Source organism: Paenibacillus azoreducens, assembly GCF_021654775.1.
In the GTDB taxonomy this organism is placed as follows: Bacteria; Bacillota; Bacilli; order Paenibacillales; family Paenibacillaceae; genus Paenibacillus_AQ; species Paenibacillus_AQ azoreducens.
The window spans coordinates 596,142-614,744 of sequence record NZ_AP025343.1 but is presented as its reverse complement, the minus strand read 5'-3'; the positions used below and the strand labels follow the sequence as shown (position 1 = coordinate 614,744).

At 49.0% G+C, this 18,603-nt stretch carries 15 protein-coding genes; 2 read left to right on the top strand and 13 right to left on the bottom strand.

Annotated features, from left to right (window positions below; translation table 11 throughout):
* The 4 genes from L6442_RS02580 to L6442_RS02565 all read right to left on the bottom strand — a co-directional run bounded on the left by L6442_RS02580 (position 1) and on the right by L6442_RS02565 (position 4,203).
* Positions 1-720: an ABC transporter permease gene (locus L6442_RS02580; RefSeq protein ID WP_212978424.1), complete on the bottom strand. Its 720-nt coding sequence runs from the start codon at positions 718-720 to the stop codon at positions 1-3.
* Positions 720-1,637: an ABC transporter ATP-binding protein gene (locus L6442_RS02575; protein ID WP_212978297.1), complete on the bottom strand. Its 918-nt coding sequence runs from the start codon at positions 1,635-1,637 to the stop codon at positions 720-722. The genes L6442_RS02580 and L6442_RS02575 overlap by 1 nt, the downstream gene beginning before the upstream one ends.
* Positions 1,638-2,086: 449 nt before the next feature.
* Positions 2,087-3,526, bottom strand: coding sequence for a sensor histidine kinase (locus L6442_RS02570; protein WP_212978298.1), 1,440 nt, complete (start codon positions 3,524-3,526; stop codon positions 2,087-2,089).
* 2 nt (positions 3,527-3,528) lie between these two features.
* Entirely contained in the window at positions 3,529-4,203 is a 675-nt protein-coding gene (locus tag L6442_RS02565; protein WP_212978299.1) for a response regulator transcription factor, read from the bottom strand.
* Between the two features lie 258 nt (positions 4,204-4,461).
* Here L6442_RS02565 and L6442_RS02560 point away from each other — a divergent pair, with 258 nt between their 5' ends.
* The gene (locus L6442_RS02560) at positions 4,462-6,204 is read left to right on the top strand and encodes an alpha-glycosidase (RefSeq protein WP_212978300.1); all 1,743 of its coding nucleotides are present in this window, start codon (positions 4,462-4,464) and stop codon (positions 6,202-6,204) included.
* Between the two features lie 325 nt (positions 6,205-6,529).
* Here L6442_RS02560 and L6442_RS02555 read toward each other — a convergent pair whose 3' ends face one another.
* From L6442_RS02555 to L6442_RS02515, 9 genes are all read right to left on the bottom strand, one after another.
* Positions 6,530-7,681, bottom strand: coding sequence for an ABC transporter permease (locus tag L6442_RS02555; RefSeq protein WP_212978301.1), 1,152 nt, complete (start codon positions 7,679-7,681; stop codon positions 6,530-6,532).
* Position 7,682: 1 nt separating this feature from the next.
* Positions 7,683-8,807, bottom strand: coding sequence for an ABC transporter permease (locus L6442_RS02550; protein WP_212978302.1), 1,125 nt, complete (start codon positions 8,805-8,807; stop codon positions 7,683-7,685).
* A 27-nt stretch (positions 8,808-8,834) separates the two neighbouring features.
* Positions 8,835-9,770: an ABC transporter ATP-binding protein gene (locus tag L6442_RS02545; protein ID WP_212978303.1), complete on the bottom strand. Its 936-nt coding sequence runs from the start codon at positions 9,768-9,770 to the stop codon at positions 8,835-8,837.
* Positions 9,771-10,253: 483 nt separating this feature from the next.
* Positions 10,254-11,357 carry a sensor histidine kinase gene (locus L6442_RS02540; RefSeq protein ID WP_212978304.1) on the bottom strand — a complete coding sequence of 368 codons (1,104 nt, stop codon included), beginning with the start codon at positions 11,355-11,357 and terminating at the stop codon, positions 10,254-10,256.
* A gap of 21 nt (positions 11,358-11,378) precedes the next feature.
* On the bottom strand, positions 11,379-12,101 hold the full coding sequence (locus L6442_RS02535; protein ID WP_212978305.1) for a response regulator transcription factor: 723 nt from the start codon (positions 12,099-12,101) through the stop codon (positions 11,379-11,381).
* Between the two features lie 70 nt (positions 12,102-12,171).
* The gene (locus tag L6442_RS02530; protein WP_212978306.1) at positions 12,172-12,678 is read right to left on the bottom strand and encodes a GNAT family N-acetyltransferase; all 507 of its coding nucleotides are present in this window, start codon (positions 12,676-12,678) and stop codon (positions 12,172-12,174) included.
* Between the two features lie 186 nt (positions 12,679-12,864).
* Positions 12,865-13,710 carry a sugar ABC transporter permease gene (locus tag L6442_RS02525; protein ID WP_194233128.1) on the bottom strand — a complete coding sequence of 282 codons (846 nt, stop codon included), beginning with the start codon at positions 13,708-13,710 and terminating at the stop codon, positions 12,865-12,867.
* Positions 13,707-15,008, bottom strand: a complete 1,302-nt coding sequence (locus L6442_RS02520) for a carbohydrate ABC transporter permease (RefSeq protein ID WP_212978307.1) — start codon at positions 15,006-15,008, stop codon at positions 13,707-13,709. The genes L6442_RS02525 and L6442_RS02520 overlap by 4 nt, the downstream gene beginning before the upstream one ends.
* Before the next feature lie 139 nt (positions 15,009-15,147).
* Entirely contained in the window at positions 15,148-16,467 is a 1,320-nt protein-coding gene (locus L6442_RS02515) for a sugar ABC transporter substrate-binding protein (RefSeq protein WP_212978308.1), read from the bottom strand.
* A 923-nt stretch (positions 16,468-17,390) separates the two neighbouring features.
* Here L6442_RS02515 and L6442_RS02510 point away from each other — a divergent pair.
* A complete protein-coding gene (locus tag L6442_RS02510; RefSeq protein ID WP_212978309.1) occupies positions 17,391-18,434 on the top strand; it encodes a LacI family DNA-binding transcriptional regulator in 1,044 nt (347 codons plus the stop codon).
* Positions 18,435-18,603: the final 169 nt, after the last annotated feature.

Genomic DNA, 18,603 nt, shown 5'->3' with positions numbered 1-18,603 from the left:
TTAGTTCACGTCCTTTCTGCGGAAATGCCCCATACCTACCATATAGACGATAAAAGCAAGAATGATGCCGGCACCGATTGGAAGTTCGGGTTTAACCTCGCTGACAAAGGACAGGAACGGCCAGGAGAGCGGGACAAATTCCGGATAACTTGCTGAAAACATCGAAGCGATAGCAGCCGTAATCCCAAGCGTTATAGGCAAAGCCTGATTTTTGAGCGTCAAGGACATCCACAACTGGAGAGCCAGCATAGGCAACGCGCCCAGATAAGGCAGGAAGCTAAGCTTCAGAATGGTTAGATATGGGATGTTATCCGTCCCGAATCCAAGTAGAATACCAAGGATAACCGTTCCGGCAGATAAGATGAGGCAGGCCACTCCCATCGCAATAAAGGCAAGCAGAACTTTGGCGGTAAACACCGAAACTCTGGAAATCGGCAGCGCCAGCAGCTGCTTCCACGAATTGTTCTGATGTTCCACATTCGCAATCAGGGAAGCAATTAGCGTGCAGCCAAGATATAAAGCGATCGGCACAAAAGAAAAGATTTCCCTGATCAATCCTAGCCATAGATCCGTTTTATAATGATCAATCATGTAATCATAACGAAGACCGAAATTCAAAGCCTGCATGGCCAGCAGTCCGACGGAACCGAGAAAAACCAGAAACCAAACGCCTTTTTTGCGGATTTTCAGGAAATCGGATGACAATGCTTTACCAATCATCACTCAAATCCCCCCTGCTCGATCACCTGCATGAAAATATCCTCGAGCGTGCGGCGTTTCTCTTCCACCCGATAGATAGCATGGTTGTTATCTACCAACCGTTTGACGAGCAGCGCCACTTCGGGGTCGCTAAGCTGCTGTTCCAGCCTGAGTCCGCCGTTCTCCAGTTGTCCGGCATACCCCTGTGACTGAATAAGCTGGAGAGCTTCAACCGGCTCGGAGACGACCAGCCGGAATCCTGCCGACGCCTGCTGCCGCAAATTGTTGATCGTATCCTGGAAAACCATTTCGCCTTCGCGGATAATGCCCACGGTTCCGGCCATTTGCTCCACTTCGCTCAGCAGATGGCTCGAAACCAGCACGGTAATTCCATGCTGCTCCGGCATGCTGCGGATCAGCTCGCGGATTTCATGAATGCCCTCAGGGTCCAGGCCGTTGGTAGGCTCATCGAGAATCAGCAGTTCGGGATTGCCTAGCAGTGCCGTCGCAATGCCCAGACGCTGTTTCATGCCAAGCGAATAACCTTTGACCGGACGTTTGGCATCTTTGGTCAAGGAAACGATGCTCAGCACTTCATCGATACGGGACTTCGGCACGTCAAGGATGCGCCGAACCGCCTCCAGATTTTGCACGGCCGTCAAATGGCCGTAGTTGGATGGATATTCGACCAGCGAGCCAACCTTGCGGAGGATATTCAGCTTTTCCTTCCTGAGATCTTTGCCGAAAATATGGATGGAACCCATGCTAGGCCGGATTAGTCCGAGCAGCATTCGAATCGTTGTCGTTTTGCCTGCCCCGTTAGGGCCGAGAAATCCGTATATTTCCCCTCTGCCAATTTCCAAATTCAAATGGCGAACCGCATAATGCCCGCCATATTTCTTATTTAAATCTTTTGTCTGTATCACGAGTTCTCTCACGATTAATCACCTCGGAAACTATCTTAAGCTGCCAAGGTTAAAGTACAAGCAGCCTCAAGTTTAAAAATGATTTAAACTTGCGGCTGCCTGCCGTTAACATTTAATACATGTTAAAAAAGATCGGTTTTCAGCACCGAAGCTTATGCTTTCGATGTGCGTTTTTTCAAAACGCTTTAGTTGAATGAAGATAGGGACTGAGGAGCGGAGCTACACGTTTTCGTAGAAAATGCCTTCGAAAGCATCTGTTTAGGTCCGGCTGAATTCAAGATTCGATGTCCTGGCCTGCTTCCTGATTCACTCCGTGTTAGATATAGAATTTATACGTTATCAGCGGAAGCTGATGAAATTCTGTATCGCAAGAAAAACTTCCGCTAAACGCGGTCTGTCTTCTTTGAGAGTACGTCGACTGACGTTTTTCTTATCAAAAACGAACTTTTTTAACAACCTCTCTATCCATTCAGTTTTAGTCCCGATTCGCCGACGATCGCCGGATAAATAAAAATATTCGTACCGTCCGCGGAGCTGTTCATTTCGATGCCAAGGCCCATCTCTCTTGCCAAGAAACCGACGATGGCAAGGCCAATGCCTGCTCCTTTGGCCGACGAGGCCGCTTTGATCCCTTGGCCTTTATCCGAAATGACTAGCGCGGTTCGGCCGTTTTCATCCACTTGGGTATGGATGCCGATATATTGTCCACTGTGCGCATGTCGGACCGCGTTTTGAAATATATTATCGAGAATTCTGCGGAACCACTTGGTATCCAGCATCCAGAACACCGCTTCTTCCGGCAGTTCGATATCGACCTCAAACCCCTCTTTCTCCCAAAGCGGGTACCAGGCCGCCGCGCTTTCCCGTACGATCCGCAGTACGTCGCTTCGTTCAGGATGAAGCGTGTATTTTCCGCTTGTCAGCAAATTATAGGAAAGCAAATTATCGATCAGTCCGGCTAGATCATCGAGTTTGGTTTCCGTAAGTTTCAGCAGCTCTTTGCCTTTATCGGACAGCTGTTCCTTTTGCAGCGAATATACATGGCTTCGGACCACTGTCAGCGGAGTTCTCAAATCATGCGACAGATTGGCCACGAGGCGTTTGCGCAGTTCCTCCTCCTCCCGCTCGCGCTTCAGGCTGCTGCTCAGCTGGTGAACCATACCGTTGAATGCTTCTTCAAGCTGACCGATTTCGTCGGTCTTTTTGACCACAATCGGTTCTGGCAGCCTGCTGCCGTCCTCCACCGTCATCGCGGATTGCAAGCGAAGCAGCCGCCGGCGCATTTTAACGAAAAACATCCATGAGGCCGCGATAAACAATATGAAAATGAGCAGCATGATGCCGAAAAAAATCACCGAGTCGCGGGTCGAGATGTCATTGTCATTTTCGTCCAAAACCGCTCTCGACACCTGCATGACCATGAACCCCTGGTTCAGCTTTTCGTTGTCGCCGATGAAGGCAATGACTGAAAATTGCTGCGTGGCTGCTCTGTAACGCTTCAAATAGGACACCGCATCCGCCGCGCCCCATGTTTGCGGTAACTTCAATCGGCTCGTCGCGGGCTGTCTTACGCGGGAATCCGCATCTACCCAAAACATGTCCACCCTCGGGTACATCTTGCTTAATTCACTGAGTTTCTGGTCGATCCGTTCCGGCGTGCTTCCCTTCAGCTGTTTGGCCTCTTCATGCCACATCTTTTCGAGGTAATAGGTCCGGTAACGGCTGTCTTTTTCATCAACCTGCGGAAACGTACTGGTGAGCACCGTCTTTTGAATCAATTGGTAAGCGATCATCGAAGCGGGAAATACCACCGGGATGAACAGCATCGCACTCAGGATGATCAAGAGATATCTTGAGAGCAGAGAGCCCCGAAAGCGTGATTGGGGCAGATTTTTTTTCATCCTCATGCCTTCACCCGGTAACCGACGCCGCGTACAGTCTCAATAATCTCCGGACTCGCCGGATCACGTTCCAACTTCTCCCGAAGATAGCGGATATGGACCATCAGCGTTTTGTCTCCATCCAGGTAAGGATCGCCCCATACGCCCTCATAAATTTGCTCTTTGGTCAAGATCTGGCCGAGGTGGCGGAGTAAATAGGTGAAAATTTGAAACTGTTTGCCTGTCAGCGTAATTTCCTCGCCTGTGTCATGATTTACGATCCGGTTTTCCCGCTCGTACACGAGCAGATGTTTAAGCACAAGCGGTTCGGACGAATAAGAACCGGAACGGCGCAGCAGCACTTCGATCCGGGCGGCAAGCTCATCCGGATGAAACGGCTTGGTCAAATAATCATCGGCAAACTGCAGCCCCTCAAGCTTGTCATCAATGGATGTCCGTGCGGACAGCATCAGAATGGGCAAATCCGGATAAGCCTTCTTAAGCCGTTGTCCCACCGTAAAGCCGTCAAGTCCCGGCAGCATCACGTCAAGTATAACCAAACGGCAGCCTGACGCCCTGTCCACGGCCTGTTCCCCGTTTTGCAGCCAGATAATCTCGTAACCGCGTCCTGTCAAATCCTCATTCACCCATGCGCCGATTTCGGCGTCATCTTCGATATATAACAATTGAATACTCAATATCTCCGTCCCTTTCTGTCCCGGATTTTCGCTTCCCGGGTTGTTCTCTCTACAAAAACATGGTATATTTTACGTGTCTGGCGGCGCCCGATCAAGCGTTTGCCTGTCATTAACAATTTAAAGGCTATGCTACCATGAAATCAAGGTACAACCTCGGACAATTCGTTTCTCGTCCAGGTTGTGCCTTTTTGGCATTGGTGGATAGCCTTCGCTCTCTCCACGTACTTATCATACTTAAGCCTTGAGGAGGAAACCTAAATGCTGCTGGAAGCTGTATACCACCGCCCAAAACTAAACTGGTGTTACGCCTATGACGGACGTACCATCCACCTGAGAATCCGTACCAAACGAGATGATGTGACTGCCGTCTCCGCCATGACCGGAGATAAATATATGTGGGATCAGTCCCTGACTTATGTGCCGATGTACAAGCTAGCGTCCGATGAGATGTTCGATTATTGGGAATGCGAAGTCGTTCCGCCCTATCGCCGGCTGAAATACGGTTTTTTGCTTGAGAGCGGCAAAGAAAAATATTGGATGACCGAATATGATTTCATGAAACAGCAACCGGAAAATCCGGACCGTTTATTCGAATATCCGTTCATCAATCCTGCCGATGTATTTGAAACCCCGGCTTGGGTAAAAGATGCGGTATTTTATCAAATATTCCCTGAACGTTTTGCCAATGGCGACCCGTCCATCGATCCCGAAGGCGTTCTGCCTTGGGGAGGCAAACCCGAGCGGGACAACTTTTTCGGCGGAGACCTTCAGGGCGTCATCGACCATATCGATCATTTGACGAAGCTTGGCGTCAACGCCATTTACTTTACGCCGATTTTTGCGGCAACGACCAACCATAAATACGACACCGAAGACTACATGCGGGTCGATCCGCAATTCGGGGATATCGAAACCTTAAAGAAACTGGTCAAAATCTGCCATGACCGCGGCATCCGCGTCGTCCTCGACGCCGTATTCAATCATTCGGGAAGAACGTTCGCCCCATTTGTGGATTTGCAAAAGAATAAAGAAAAGTCCCGGTACAAAGATTGGTTCTATATCCGCAAGTATCCGATTACCGTTGAGGACGGCATACCATCCTACGATACTTTTGCCTTTGAACCGCTGATGCCAAAACTCAACACCGCCAATCCGGAAGTAAAGGAATATTTGCTGAAAGCCGCCGCCTATTGGATTCAGGAAGCGGACATTGACGGTTGGCGCCTTGATGTCGCAAACGAAGTCGACCACGAATTCTGGCGCGAGTTCCGCCGCGTCGTCAAAGGCATCAAGCCTGACGCCTACATCCTCGGCGAAATCTGGCATGAGTCTTCTCCATGGCTTATGGGCGACCAGTTCGATGCGGTGATGAACTATCCGTTCACCAATGCCGTGCTGGACTTTTTCGTGGATGGCGTGGGCGACGCGAGCCATTTTGCCAATGCGATCGGCAAGCAGTTCTCGCGTTATCCGCGTCAAGCCAATGAGGTCACCTTTAACCTGCTCGACAGCCATGATACCGCCAGACTGCTGACCCGCTGCGACGAAAACAAGGATAAAATGAAGCTGGCAGCCCAGTTCCAGTTCACTTACACGGGAACCCCTTGCATCTATTACGGGGATGAAATCGGCATGACCGGCAGCAATGATCCGGATTGCCGCAAATGCATGGAATGGGATGAAGACAAACAGGATCAGGAGTTGTTCTCTTTCTATCAGGAACTGATCGCCCTGCGCCTTAAATACAGCGCCCTCCGGACCGGAAACCTGAAGTTCCTGTCAGCGGAAGCCGGAAGCAACCGTCTTGTTTATACGCGTGAGGATGAAGAGAGCAAAATCATTATTTTCATGAACAATGATTCCAAGCCCCGCACCCTTGAAGTGGACGTGGAAGAAAGCCGCTGGGAAGATATTCGCACAGGTGAAACTGTCTCCGCCGCGAACGGGGCGCTGAACCTTAAACTGCCGGCTTACGGATGCAGAATGCTTAAAGCTAAGTAATCCTGCTTTATATTTTTCATATAGAGGACGCGATTGAAGCGACATATGACAAAGAGGCTGTACGACGGGTTAAACCCGGGTACAGCCACTTTACTGTTTTAACGGCCCAACATCATGATTGGTGCTTACAAAAAAAACGAAAGAAGCGGAGGGGACGGAATCGTTCTGAAGAAGCGGCAGCGTTCGCCTTTGTCTCCGAATTTCTACCTTTTTGAAAAACAAAATCAAGAAATTTGGAGACAACAGCGATCGGAAGAACGATCCGTAACCGTAGCGGCCACCTCACATAATATCAAGAACTAATTTCAGTATTGAGCCATGAAACCTACACAAAATTTCTCGTATCGTTGTTCCGTCCGAATTTGTAGGTTGCAATCAGGAAGAACACAACCGCAAAGGCGAATAAAATCGTCAGATGAAACCAGATATTGCCCAGCGCTTCTCCAGACTGTAATTTGCCGATCGACTGCAGCGCCCAACTCTGCGGCATAAAATCGGAAACGCGGCGCAGCATTTCAGGCATAATGCTTCTCGGGAAAAAGCAGCCAGCTAACAGACATGTAGGAACAATAATCAAATTTTGAAGCGCTCCGGCCATTGCCGTATTTTTGGAGAAAGCTACGATTACAAGCGACACGCTGACCGATACAAGCGCAAAAAGCGTTAGAATGAAAAGCATTTCCCCCATCGGGATTCCCGGATCCATCTGAAACACGACCCGCATGAAAAACAACGCGACGATAATTTGTGCGAACATGACGATCAAATTCACCATAATATTCGCCAGCACGTAGGTCCTTGCACTAATCGGCGAAGAAAGAATACGGTAATAGGTTCGGTTCTCCCGGTTTTTCAAAATCAGCTCCGATAATCCAACGGCGGAGTTCATCATAAACATCACTAGAAACCCGATGGATGAGTACGACATTTCTTTGGTTGTAGATGCATCATTAACAGACTGCGACGTCAGCTTAAAATCGGGAGATTGGTAAGCATCATACAACTGCCGGAATTTCGCTTGATCGCCCCCGGCGATTTTTGCCATTGCCGCGACATTATCGATATATCCGCGCAGCATCGATTTCATGTATGCCGTTACTTCAACCCCCTTTACCGATTCGATGGCGATATGGTCCGGATTTCCGCTCAGCACGCTTTCCGAATACCCGGAATCAATGATAAGACCGCTGTCCAGTATGCTCGCAGCCAGCTTTTCCTTCAGCTCGCTTGACGTGACGTTTACGATTTGCACATGGTCGAGACGCTGCACAAAACCGATCGTATCCGCCGCGATCTGTTGACCCTGATCCTCATTAACCACGCCAACCCGTAACTCCTTCTGCCCTTGCTGGCCATACAGAATGATGGAAGCCAAAATGCCGACAATCGGCAGACCGAAATATATCAGCAGCGCGCTGCGCTTGCGAAATGTCGTGATCAACGTTTTGGCAGCCAGAAACCAGATCTCGCTCCACATGTTACAATCCCTCCCTGCGTCTCATCACGATAATTGATGTACCTAGAAATAATACGGCGAAGCCGACGTTTATCCAAACAACCGGCCAGGCTGCCGATACGTCATTGCTATATATCACTTTCGTAAGGCTATGATTGGCCCAGCGGATGGGTGACAAATTGACGAGAAAACTCAGCAGACCGCTCCCGGAATCGTTGCCGATCGGGAAGTAGGCTCCGCCGAAAAAGGACATGAGCTGAACGATCAAACTAATGAGATTGCGGCCCGCCCTGCCTTTCACCATATAGCTGCACGCAAGACCAAAGCTCATCGCAAAGATGACTAATGTCAGCAGAACGATGGCGACAATCCCCATATGGTTGCCCCAATAAGCTTTAAACACATATTTGCTGAACAGGACCATCGCCGCCACGCACAATAAATTCGTCATCATTCCGCCCAAAATCTTGCCCGTAAAAATCTCGCCTTTACTTATCGGGGCGATGATAAGCCGATTTGCGGTACCGAGCGCAACCTCGCTCTGGATCAGCCCGCCTGCCGACATGGCCGCCCACATGGCGACCATCGCAGTCATGGCTAGCGCATAATAGTCGACGGAGTTTGGCGTTCGGTCCGGCGCAATGGACATTTCCCTGATGTAGTCCTGCCCGCCGCTTGCCAGCACCGCCTCGGTTTGGGCCGGTTCGATCCTGGCCACCGCCACGGCCGCATTATATTTATCCGTAAAAGAAGCCAGCATCCCCTGCACGATATTGCTTTGAATCGGATCGCGGCTACTGCCGTAAAGGGAGATTCCTTGCGGAGTCAACTCGACATAATCCACGTACCGGTTATTTTCAACTTCCTTCCGTCCATCCATCCCGGGCTGAAGCGGCTCAAATGTCACTCCCGTTTTGCCTACTTCCTTCGCAAAAGCGTTAAACGCTTGAGACAGCTCCCCACCGCCGGTTGAGTCCTTCAGCAAAACCTTGAGATCTCCGATTTTCATATCGGAGCTGAATGCATTGGTCAGCGCCAGACCCAGGATTAGCATGAGAATGATCGGAAAGCCCAGCATGAACACCAGCGTACGCCGATCACGGAGATCCTGCTTCATTTCTTTTAATGCAATCGATAAAATATTCACCGTGTTAACCTCCTTGTCCGCGAAATGTTAATCCCGTAAATTACGTCCGGTTAACGTCAGGAATACCGTTTCCAGATTAGGTTCCTGTTCTTCAACCGCGCGGATCTCTTTGCCATTATCCATCAGCTGCTTCAATATCCGGTTCAGGTTATCCACTGCCGTATCGCTCTGAATCCGAATGACCTGTTCATCCTGAAGCGCATTGCGCACCCCCGGAATGGCCTTTAATCCTTCGCTTTCCCCGCCTTGGGCCGATTTCAATTCAATGCGAATATTCTTGACGTCGGTAACGGTCGACTTCAACTGCTCCTTGGTTCCCTCGGCGATGATTTTCCCGTGATCCACGATAGCGATGCGTGAGCAAATCTCCTCGACTTCCTCCATGTAATGGCTCGTGTAAATAATGGTGCAGCCGGATTCGTTCAGCTTGCGCACCGAGCTTAAAATATAGTTGCGCGATTGGGGGTCAATCCCTACCGTCGGTTCATCCATAATAATCAGCTTCGGTTTATGCGCAATGGCGCAGGCGATGTTAAGGCGGCGCTTCATCCCGCCGGAGAAGTTTTTCGGGAAGCTTTTGGCCTTATCGCTAAGGCCGACAAACATCAGCGCTTCCTCTGTCCGCTCCTTCAGCTCGCCCCCCCGCAAGCCATACAGCCCCGCAAAAAAGCTCACGTTCTCGTATGCGGTCATATCCCCATAAATCGCTAAATCCTGGGGAACAACGCCGAGGTTCATTTTGGCAAAGCGGCTATGTTTCATGATGTCCTTCTCCAGAATTCGGATTTCTCCGCTCGTCGGACGCAGCAGCGACGAAATCATGTTGATTGTTGTGCTCTTGCCGGCTCCGTTGGATCCGAGAAAACCAAAAATTTCACCCTCCCGGATGGTCAGCGACATGTTATCAACAGCGATAAAATCGCCGAATTTCTTCGTAAGTCCGCGGATTTCCAATACGTTCATCAGTCATCTCTCCGTTTCGTTGTTCTTTTTTGCCATCATACTGAAACTAGTTCTTGATATATGCGAGTTGACCGCTACGGTCTCCGGATCGTTCTTCCGATCGCTGTTGTCCCCAAATTTCTTGATTATATCTTTCATAAAGGTAGAAATTCGGAGACAGCGTATGCTTCCGATGCTAGCTTTCCTGCGGAAAGCTTTCAGGCGACCGCTATCGCTTCTTCAGATCGATTCCGTCCCCCTCCGCTACCTCGCATCTTAACAGGTATTAATTAAAGTTGAGCCGCTTTTATTGTCTTATCTCAAGAAAACCTATCGAACGATAGTTTCTTTCGATCTATCAGGCTATAGCTCTCGAATGTATTGCCTACGATTATAATAATAAAAAAGGATGCTCTTATATCAGTGTATAAGTTCATCCTTTGCACATGAGAAAGTTCATATTTTGTTGTGGGCGGCCATGGGAGGGCAGATGAGAATTCTCATTTAGCCGCCGTACGGAATCAGGGTCGTGATAATAAAGCCTCGGGTACCGTCGGCAACGACGGTTCCATTGACCGATGCGGTCCGCTCCTCCATCCCGATCAAGCCGAGGCCTTTGACGATCTTGGACGCACCTTTGCCATTATCGGATACGACGGCTTTAATAAAGCGGTTCAATACCCGGATTTCCACATGAACGGCCGAAGCGCCGGAATATTTGGCGCAGTTGGTCAAAGCCTCCGTGACATTTTCATAAATAATTTTCCAATGAAGCGGAGTGATCCGCTCGATGTTCCCTTCATGGACAACCGATGTCATCAATCCGGTTTGACCCGCAAAAGCTTCAACCACGGTCTTCAAGCGGCTGAGCCCTAATTGCTCCACCGGTGGCTTGTGGTGTTTCAGCGTAATCCGGATCTCTTCGATCGCCTCCTTGGAGATGCCAATCGCGTTTTGCAGCAGCGTCTCCGCCGCTGCCGTGTCGCTGCCAAGAAGTCGTTTGGCTGCTTCCATCTGAATCAGGGCTCCGGTCATCGCATGCCCGATGCCATCATGAATTTCCTGGGCCAGCCTGTTGCGTTCCTCCAGCTTGACCATATATTCCGAAGCTCTGGCGAATTCCCGATTCTCATTGAGCCTTTTCGCCATTTTCTGCAAATCCTTGCGCATCCGTTCCAGCTCATCCTCCTGTTTGACGACCCTCCCCATATAATGGCGGACCATTACATAACCGAAGAAGCTTAAAGCGGCTGCAAAGGCATACAAAATCATGATATCTCCGTGCAAAAACAGCAGCGGAAGAAATACGGCGATCAGCAGGTAACCGTTTTTGCGAGGATAAAAGGATGCCAACTCATTCATGCTAAACGGAAGCAGCAGCACAAAATACGGATGGTAAACGGCGCAGCCGATCAAATACATCATAATGACCAAAATGACGGCTTGCTTGGTAACATTCTTTTTTGCGATATGCAAACCTAAATTCAGCGCCACATAAATCAAAAACAACAACACCAGCCGCTGGTTTGACGCCGCCGCCGCAAAATAGGCGGAAGTGACGACAAACAGCAGCATGATCGTTTTATTGCCAATAGTCCAAACTTCCATGAAAGAGTCATGTTCCCTTCCCTAACGGGTTTTGCCCGTCAGATAATAAATCGCAATTTGCGTCCGGTGCGAAAGCCCGGTTTTATTTAAAATGGCCGTGATATAATTGGCCGTCGTCCCTTCGGAGATAAATAATTCCTTGGATATCTCCTTGTTCGATAGCCCCTGCGCAATCAGCGACATGACATCCAGCTCCCGTTCCGTAAACAAACTGCGGTCGAAAGGACATGCGGTTGGAGTGCTTTCATTTTGTTCCGCAACGCTCCCTGCCGCCCCTTTGCCGGCAGCAGCTGCCGGGGCGGACATATCCTGAGCCGGCTCCCGCCCCCCGAGCATCTGTGATTTCAGCTTATCCAGCACAACATCCTGCAGGACGCTTTGCCCGTTATGCACGCTTTTGATGGCGTCGCGGATCCGCTCCGGATCATTGTTTTTGAGCAGATATCCCTTCGCCCCGAACCGGATGGCATCCAGAATATATTCATCATCGTCGAACGTCGTCAAAATGAGCGGTTTGGTCGCCGTCTGCTCGCTAATCAGCCTGGTGGCCTCGACCCCGTTCATATTCGGCATCCGTACATCCAGCAAGGCAACGTCCACCTCATGGACCAGGCAGTAGTCTACGGCTTCCCGGCCATCTTCCACCGTAGCCAGCACGTCGAATTCCCCGAACGTGTTTAGAATGATTTTCATCCCTTCCCGGATAAAAGAATTGTCATCAGCGATCAGTACGCGGATTTTCATCTTACGCCCCCTCTTGTCGTTATGCGATTGCAATATGTATTTAAGCGATGGATTACATGGAAGCGCTGCTTCATTTCAGCATGATTTCGTAAACGGCTTCTTCCTGCTGCGAATCTTCGAACCACTCCATACCGGCGTATGTAAAGCCGATTTTTTCAAGGATCTTGCTGGAGTCCGCATTGCTAGGGTCGACGGAAGCATCGATCCGCTCTACGCCCCCATGGCTCTTGGCAAGCTCCACACAAGCCCTGGCCGTCTCCGTCGCATATCCTTTTCCCCAACTGGATTTGGCAAAATGATAAATGAGTTCAACCTCGCGTATTTCACCAGATATGTTAAAACCTCCAGCGCCAATCACTGTTCCTGTTTCTTTTTCCACAACCGCATAGACGGACAGCCCTTTTGCCTCATGACATTCGCGGTAAGCCTTAAGGCTCAAGGGCAGCTTCTCATGGGCAGTGGCACCAAGACAATACCGCATCACTTCCTCATCGCCCCAAAACTGCTTAACAGCCTCAACATCTTCATCCTGAAAGGCGCGCAGGGAAAGGCGCTCGGTTTCATATACAACCTCCATGTTTTAACCCCCGTGAAAAATATTTTTTAGAGATAGTTCAAAAAGTCCGCTTTTGAAATCGCACTTTTAGTCTATATTCAGCCTCTTTTGGTCTTAATTGTACTCAAAGGATACTTTTATTGAAAGAAAAAAGTACAGCCCCCATCTGACGATGAAGCACTGTACTTTTGAGATTGTGATGAAGTTTCAGCCTTTGCTGGCGCCTGATGTCAGTCCGTCCACAAGCAGCCGCTGCAGGAAAACAAACAGGATGGTAATCGGCACCGCGATCAATACCGCGCCGGCGGAAAATGCCGTAAAGTTGGTATTTTGATTGGAAGCTACCATATCGTACAAGCCGACCGCAAGCGTCCAGTTTTCCTTCGTCCGCAGCACCAGCCTTGCAAAAATGTAATCCACCCATGGGCCGACAAACTGCGTCAAGGCCATATAAGTCAGCATCGGCTTCGACAGCGGCAAAATAATGCGCGTAAAAATCATCCAGTTGCTGGCACCGTCGATTTTGGCCGCTTCATCCAATGTCCGCGGAATCGTATCAAGAAAACCTTTGGCGATAAAAGTCCCCCCGAGAGGGGCGCCCGCAGCATACACAATGACAAGCGCGAGATGCGTGTCAAGCAAATGCCATTCTTTTAACAAGAGGTAAATGGCGATCATGCTCATAAAACCCGGGAACATCCCCAAAATGAGCACCGTCGACAATGCCGTCTTGCGTCCGCGGAAACGGAAACGGGATACCGCATAACTGGTCAGCAGCGTTAAAAACACGCCGATAATCATAGATAACGTTGCAATTTTTAGTGTATTAAGATACCACTGGCCAAACATGTAGCTTTGGGAGTTAAACAGCTCGCGGTAATGCTCAAGCGTGAAACTCTCCGGAATCAAAGTTTTACTGTACAGTGATTTGCCCGGCCGGAATGATCCGAGGACAACCCAAAGCGCGGGATAAATCGCGCCGATCGACAGGATGATCAGAACCAGGTAGCTCAGACCCAGCCGGATTCCTTTTCTTGCTTTGCGTCCGCTCATTGGATCATGTCCTCCTCTTTAAATGACTTGGTCCGCCGGTAATTGTAAATGGAAAACGAAGCGATAATCAGGAAAATGATGATGCCGACAGCCGAAGCCATGTTGTATTTGTTTTGATCCAGCGTCAGTTTATACAGCCAGGTCACGAGCAAATCCGTCGCGCCGGCGTATTGATAGTCGCCAACGACCGGATTCCCGTTTGTGAGCAGATAGATGGCGTTAAAGTTGTTGATATTGCCGGCAAACTGCATAATCAAAGTCGGCGCCGTCGAGAACAGGATCATCGGCAGCGTAATGATCCGGAATTTTTGATAGCCGTTTGCGCCGTCGATTTCCGCTGCTTCATACATATCTTTCGGAATTGTAGTCAAAATGCCCATAATCAGAATCATCGATACCGGAATGCCGACCCACATATTGACGACAATGACCGTTACCTTCGCCCAGAACGGATCTGTCAGCCACGGCAGCCCGCCAAGACCGAAATAACCGAGATACTGATTGATCGGGCCGAATTGGCCGTTAAACATGTTCCGCATTACCAACAGCGAGATAAGCTGCGGAATTGCGTATGGGATTACCAGAATTGTCCGCCACATGCCTTTAAATTTGATGCCCTGCTGGTTAATGAGAAGCGCTACAAGCAGACCGCCTAAATAAGTGGTTACCGTAGACAAAACAGCCCAGATAATCGTCCAGGTCAGCACGCCGAAGAAGGTATGGCTCCATGTTTTCAGCGATAGAAGATCCTTGAAGGTTTGAAAACCGACCCAATCGACGAGTTTAGCCGGCGGAATATGGTTCGGTGCCGAATAGTTCGTAAAAGCGAGCATGATCATGAACAGAATCGGCATGATCGTAAAGAACAGCACCCCGATGGTCGGCAGCGTCAAGAATGCTTGCGCAAACTTGTAGTCCAACATGTAACGCACCGATTGCTTAAAGTTGTTCGGCTGCTGGCCCTGCTCCCGCTTTTGCGCCGTTTTATAAGCATCCCGGACGTTCATAATGTACGCGATGATAAACAACACCAGGAACAATAACGTGATCAAGCTTTGAACCAAAATAAAAATGGAGTGGTCCCCTTCAACCCATTTGCCTCTAACCAATCTGCGGGGCTCCTCCCCAAGCGTTACGATGCCCCAGAGGGCTCTGCCCAAACTTCCGCTGAAATAGAAAACACTCCATGCCTCGACAAGCAGGAAAACGATGCCTTTCATAAACTGGCGGTTATAAATTTGTCCAAGCCCCATGCTTAAAACCGACAATATCGTCGCCTTGCTGCGGTAATTTTCCATTGGCCTCTCCTCTCCCGAATTTTCCTTAAAACAGAATCCGATGAAAATATATCCCATGTATTCCGTTTGAAAGGAAACCACCCGCCGCTCCATTGAGCAGCGGGTGTATCCGTCCTGAATAACGTCAATCTAGTCTTGATTATTTGGTTGCGCCGTTATTCAAATCCTTGATTTGCTGAGCCGCTTTATCAAAGGCAGCTTTCGGATCCGCATTGTTGTCCCAAATTTCAGGCAGCGCCGCATTTACAGGGCTCCAAACGTTGCCCATTTCAGGGATCGAAGGCATCGGCTGGGAGTTTTTGGTTTGTTCCGCAAAGGCGGAAATGTAAGGGTCGTTTTTGATTTGATCAGCTTCCAAAGCTTCTTTGTTGGTCGGGATGGAGCCTACTTTTTCGTTCAGCAGCAATTGCGCATCCTTGTTGGAAGCGAACTCGGCAAACAATTGGGAAGCATTTGGATACTTCGTAAAGGAGTTTACATACCAAGCCTTGATTCCCGAGAAGGAAATCGCCGGTTTGCCGCCGATGGTTGGAATCGGAGCAATTCCGAGATTATCGCCCAGCGCTTTTTTATAGCCGCCAAGCTCCCAAGGACCATTGATATCCATTGCCACGTCGCCGGAGTTAAACAAGCTGCGTTTGATGTCCGGGTTAATGTCGCCGCTCTTGATAGGCAAAATTTCTTTCAGCTTCACATAGGTTTGCATGCTCTCCAAAGCCCCTGCGGAGTTGATGCCGATATCGTCCTTGTCCGTGCCGTTTTTACCGTAGATGTATCCGCCGGTCGTTGCGATAAACGGATAGTTGAAGTACATGTTTCCTGTTTCCCACATCAGGGCGTATTTTTTCTTGGCTTTATCTGTAAATGTCTTGCCAAAAGCGATAACATCGTCAAATGATTTTGGCGCTTCTTTGACAAGCGATTTATTGTAATACAAAGCATAAGTTTCGGCCGCTCTCGGATATCCGTACAGCGTGCCGTCATAAGTTACGCCTTGGATGGAAGCCTCGGTATTGTTTTTGACCGTTTCATCCTTGTAGGTGTCGTTGGCAAGCAAAAGGCCGGCTTCAACCGCTCTACCCAGGTTATCATGCGGGAAGATCACAACATCCGCAGCCAGACCGGATGGTCCGTCTTGGGACAGCTTCGTCACTTGATCGGTCGGACTTACTTCTTCGACTTTGACAGGAATGTTATATTTGGCGGTAAACTGTTTCGCGATTTCATCCGTGAATGCTCTTTCTTCTTTACTTTCCCAAACAACCAGGGAAGCTCCGTCTTCAGGTTTCAATTCTCCCGGCGACGTTTGCTCATTGTTATCAGTAGTTTTTGCTGCGTTCTCCGTTTCATTTCCCGAAGCTGCCGGCTCCTCGGCTGATTTGTTCGAACTGCCGCAGGCGGTAAGGGAGAATGCCATGGTCAGCGTTGCAGCCAGTGCCATAAACTGTTTCATTTTCATTTTGAAATAACCCCTCTCCAACATTTTTGTTTTGCCTTGTCCTGATTTTAGCGCAAACGATTTCACAGAAAGCGTGAATGACCCATTTATCTATATGTACAACAGATCAATATTCATAAAATGCCTGTTAAAGCTGTAAAAGCATTTTTGGTAAGCGCTTTAATCATGTGTTCATCATACACAACGATAATCGTTTTGTAAAAACGTTTGCACACTATCAATTCGGCCATAATTAGCCAATTACAGTTTATAATGCCTTATTATCTCTTGATATCTTAAATTATCTATTCTTTTTGGCGTTTTTGCAAAGAAATCTATCTGATCCGGTGTATCATATCTAACCCTGTTTTTCATGAAATAAAAACTGAATTTTCGCTAAATCCCTTGATTTGTAAAGGTTTTTCACCAAGTCTTTCATTCGTCGTACTGACGGTTAAAATAAATAATACCTATTCTTCCCTCATGTTTGACTTTATCGATTGTGCAACTTTATGCACGAATTCTGCGCGCATTCTGTGCATCGCTGCAAATTGCACATGATGGTGGAGCCGCCTTCGACGTAAAGATATCCCTGGTATTTACTCCGGAAATTCCGGCAATAATCAAAGGGGACTGAGAGGTCCCGTATTTACAAGCCCCATGCTATCGATTAAGATAGCAAGTGTAAAAATACCGTAAACAGTTTATACAAGTGCGTGTTCAAAAAGGTCGGTTTTCAGCACCGAGAAGGTTGAATGAAGATAGGGACTGAGGAGCGGAGCGTACGTTTAAGTACGTGAGCACCGGAAGGCCCGGCTGAATTCAAGATTCGATGCTGAATCCGCTTCCTGATTCACTTCGTGATCAAAAGCGGACTTTTTGAACAACCTCTACAAGGTTCCCGTTTTTGCAAGGAACACAAACGGTTTCACAGGGAGGTAACAATGTCTGTAACAATTAAAGATGTCGCCAAAAAAGCGGGCGTTTCTCCCTCCACCGTGTCCCGTGTTCTGTCGAACAATTCCAGAATCAGTCGAGAAACATCCCAGAGAGTGCGAGATGTGATGGAGGAGCTTGGATACCATCCGAACATCATGGCCAAAAGCCTTGTCTCCAGAACCACGGAAAGTATTTGCGTGATTCTGCCAAAGCCGGCGGAAGAGCTGTTTCTCAACCTGTTCTTCATGGAACTGATCCGGGGCATCGTCACGCAAGCCAACCGTTCGGGATATGACGTGCTGATCAGCTCGGGCGGGAGCGAACAGGAGGAAGTCGAAGCTCTTTCCCGCCTTCTGAAGGGGAAACGGGTTGACGGAGCCATATTGCTTTATTCCCGCAAGGATGACCAGGTCGTCGAATTTTTAACAAGCAACCACTACCCGTTCGTGCTCATCGGGCGGAGCGAAAAATACCCGGACATCCTGTCGGTGGATAATGACAACGTCCAAGCCGCCTACGATGCGACGAAACATCTGATCTCGCTCGGTCATGAGCGAATCGGATTTGTCAGCGGACCGCCGAATCATATCGTTTCGCGCGACCGTTTAAAGGGTTATGTGAACGCGCTTACGGAAGCCGGGCTTGAGATGCGCAAGGAATGGATCGTCGAAGGCGAATTTTTGCAGGAAAGCGGCTATCGCGCCATGTCTTTTTTTATGAATTTGCCCGAGCGCCCATCGGCGCTGGTGGTGGTCGATGATTTCGTGTCCCTTGGCGTCCTGCGCGGACTTCACGAGCTCGGCTACAGGGTGCCTGAAGATTTATGCATTGTCAGCTTTAACAATCTTTCGATCGCCGAACTGGCGACACCGCCGGTGAGCAGTATCGATATCGGCATTTATAATCTCGGATACACCGCCTCGCAGGCGCTGATCCAATCCATCCGGGATGACGGGAAATTGAAAATTCAACAACGGCACATTATCCCCCATCGGCTAGTCATGCGGGAATCGTCTATTTATACTCCACCTAAAAAGCCGTCGTTATAGGGTACATGTGGGGTTTTGGTTATCGGACGTCGTTGTTTTTTGAAGGGTCCGAAGCACCTTATTCTCTCCTTTTGAGGCCCTTTTCAAAAATTTCACTTGACGTTCGGCCGGTTTGACGTTATTTTCACAGGAGAACCATCTTTTTACCCATTCATTGATGAATTGGGTT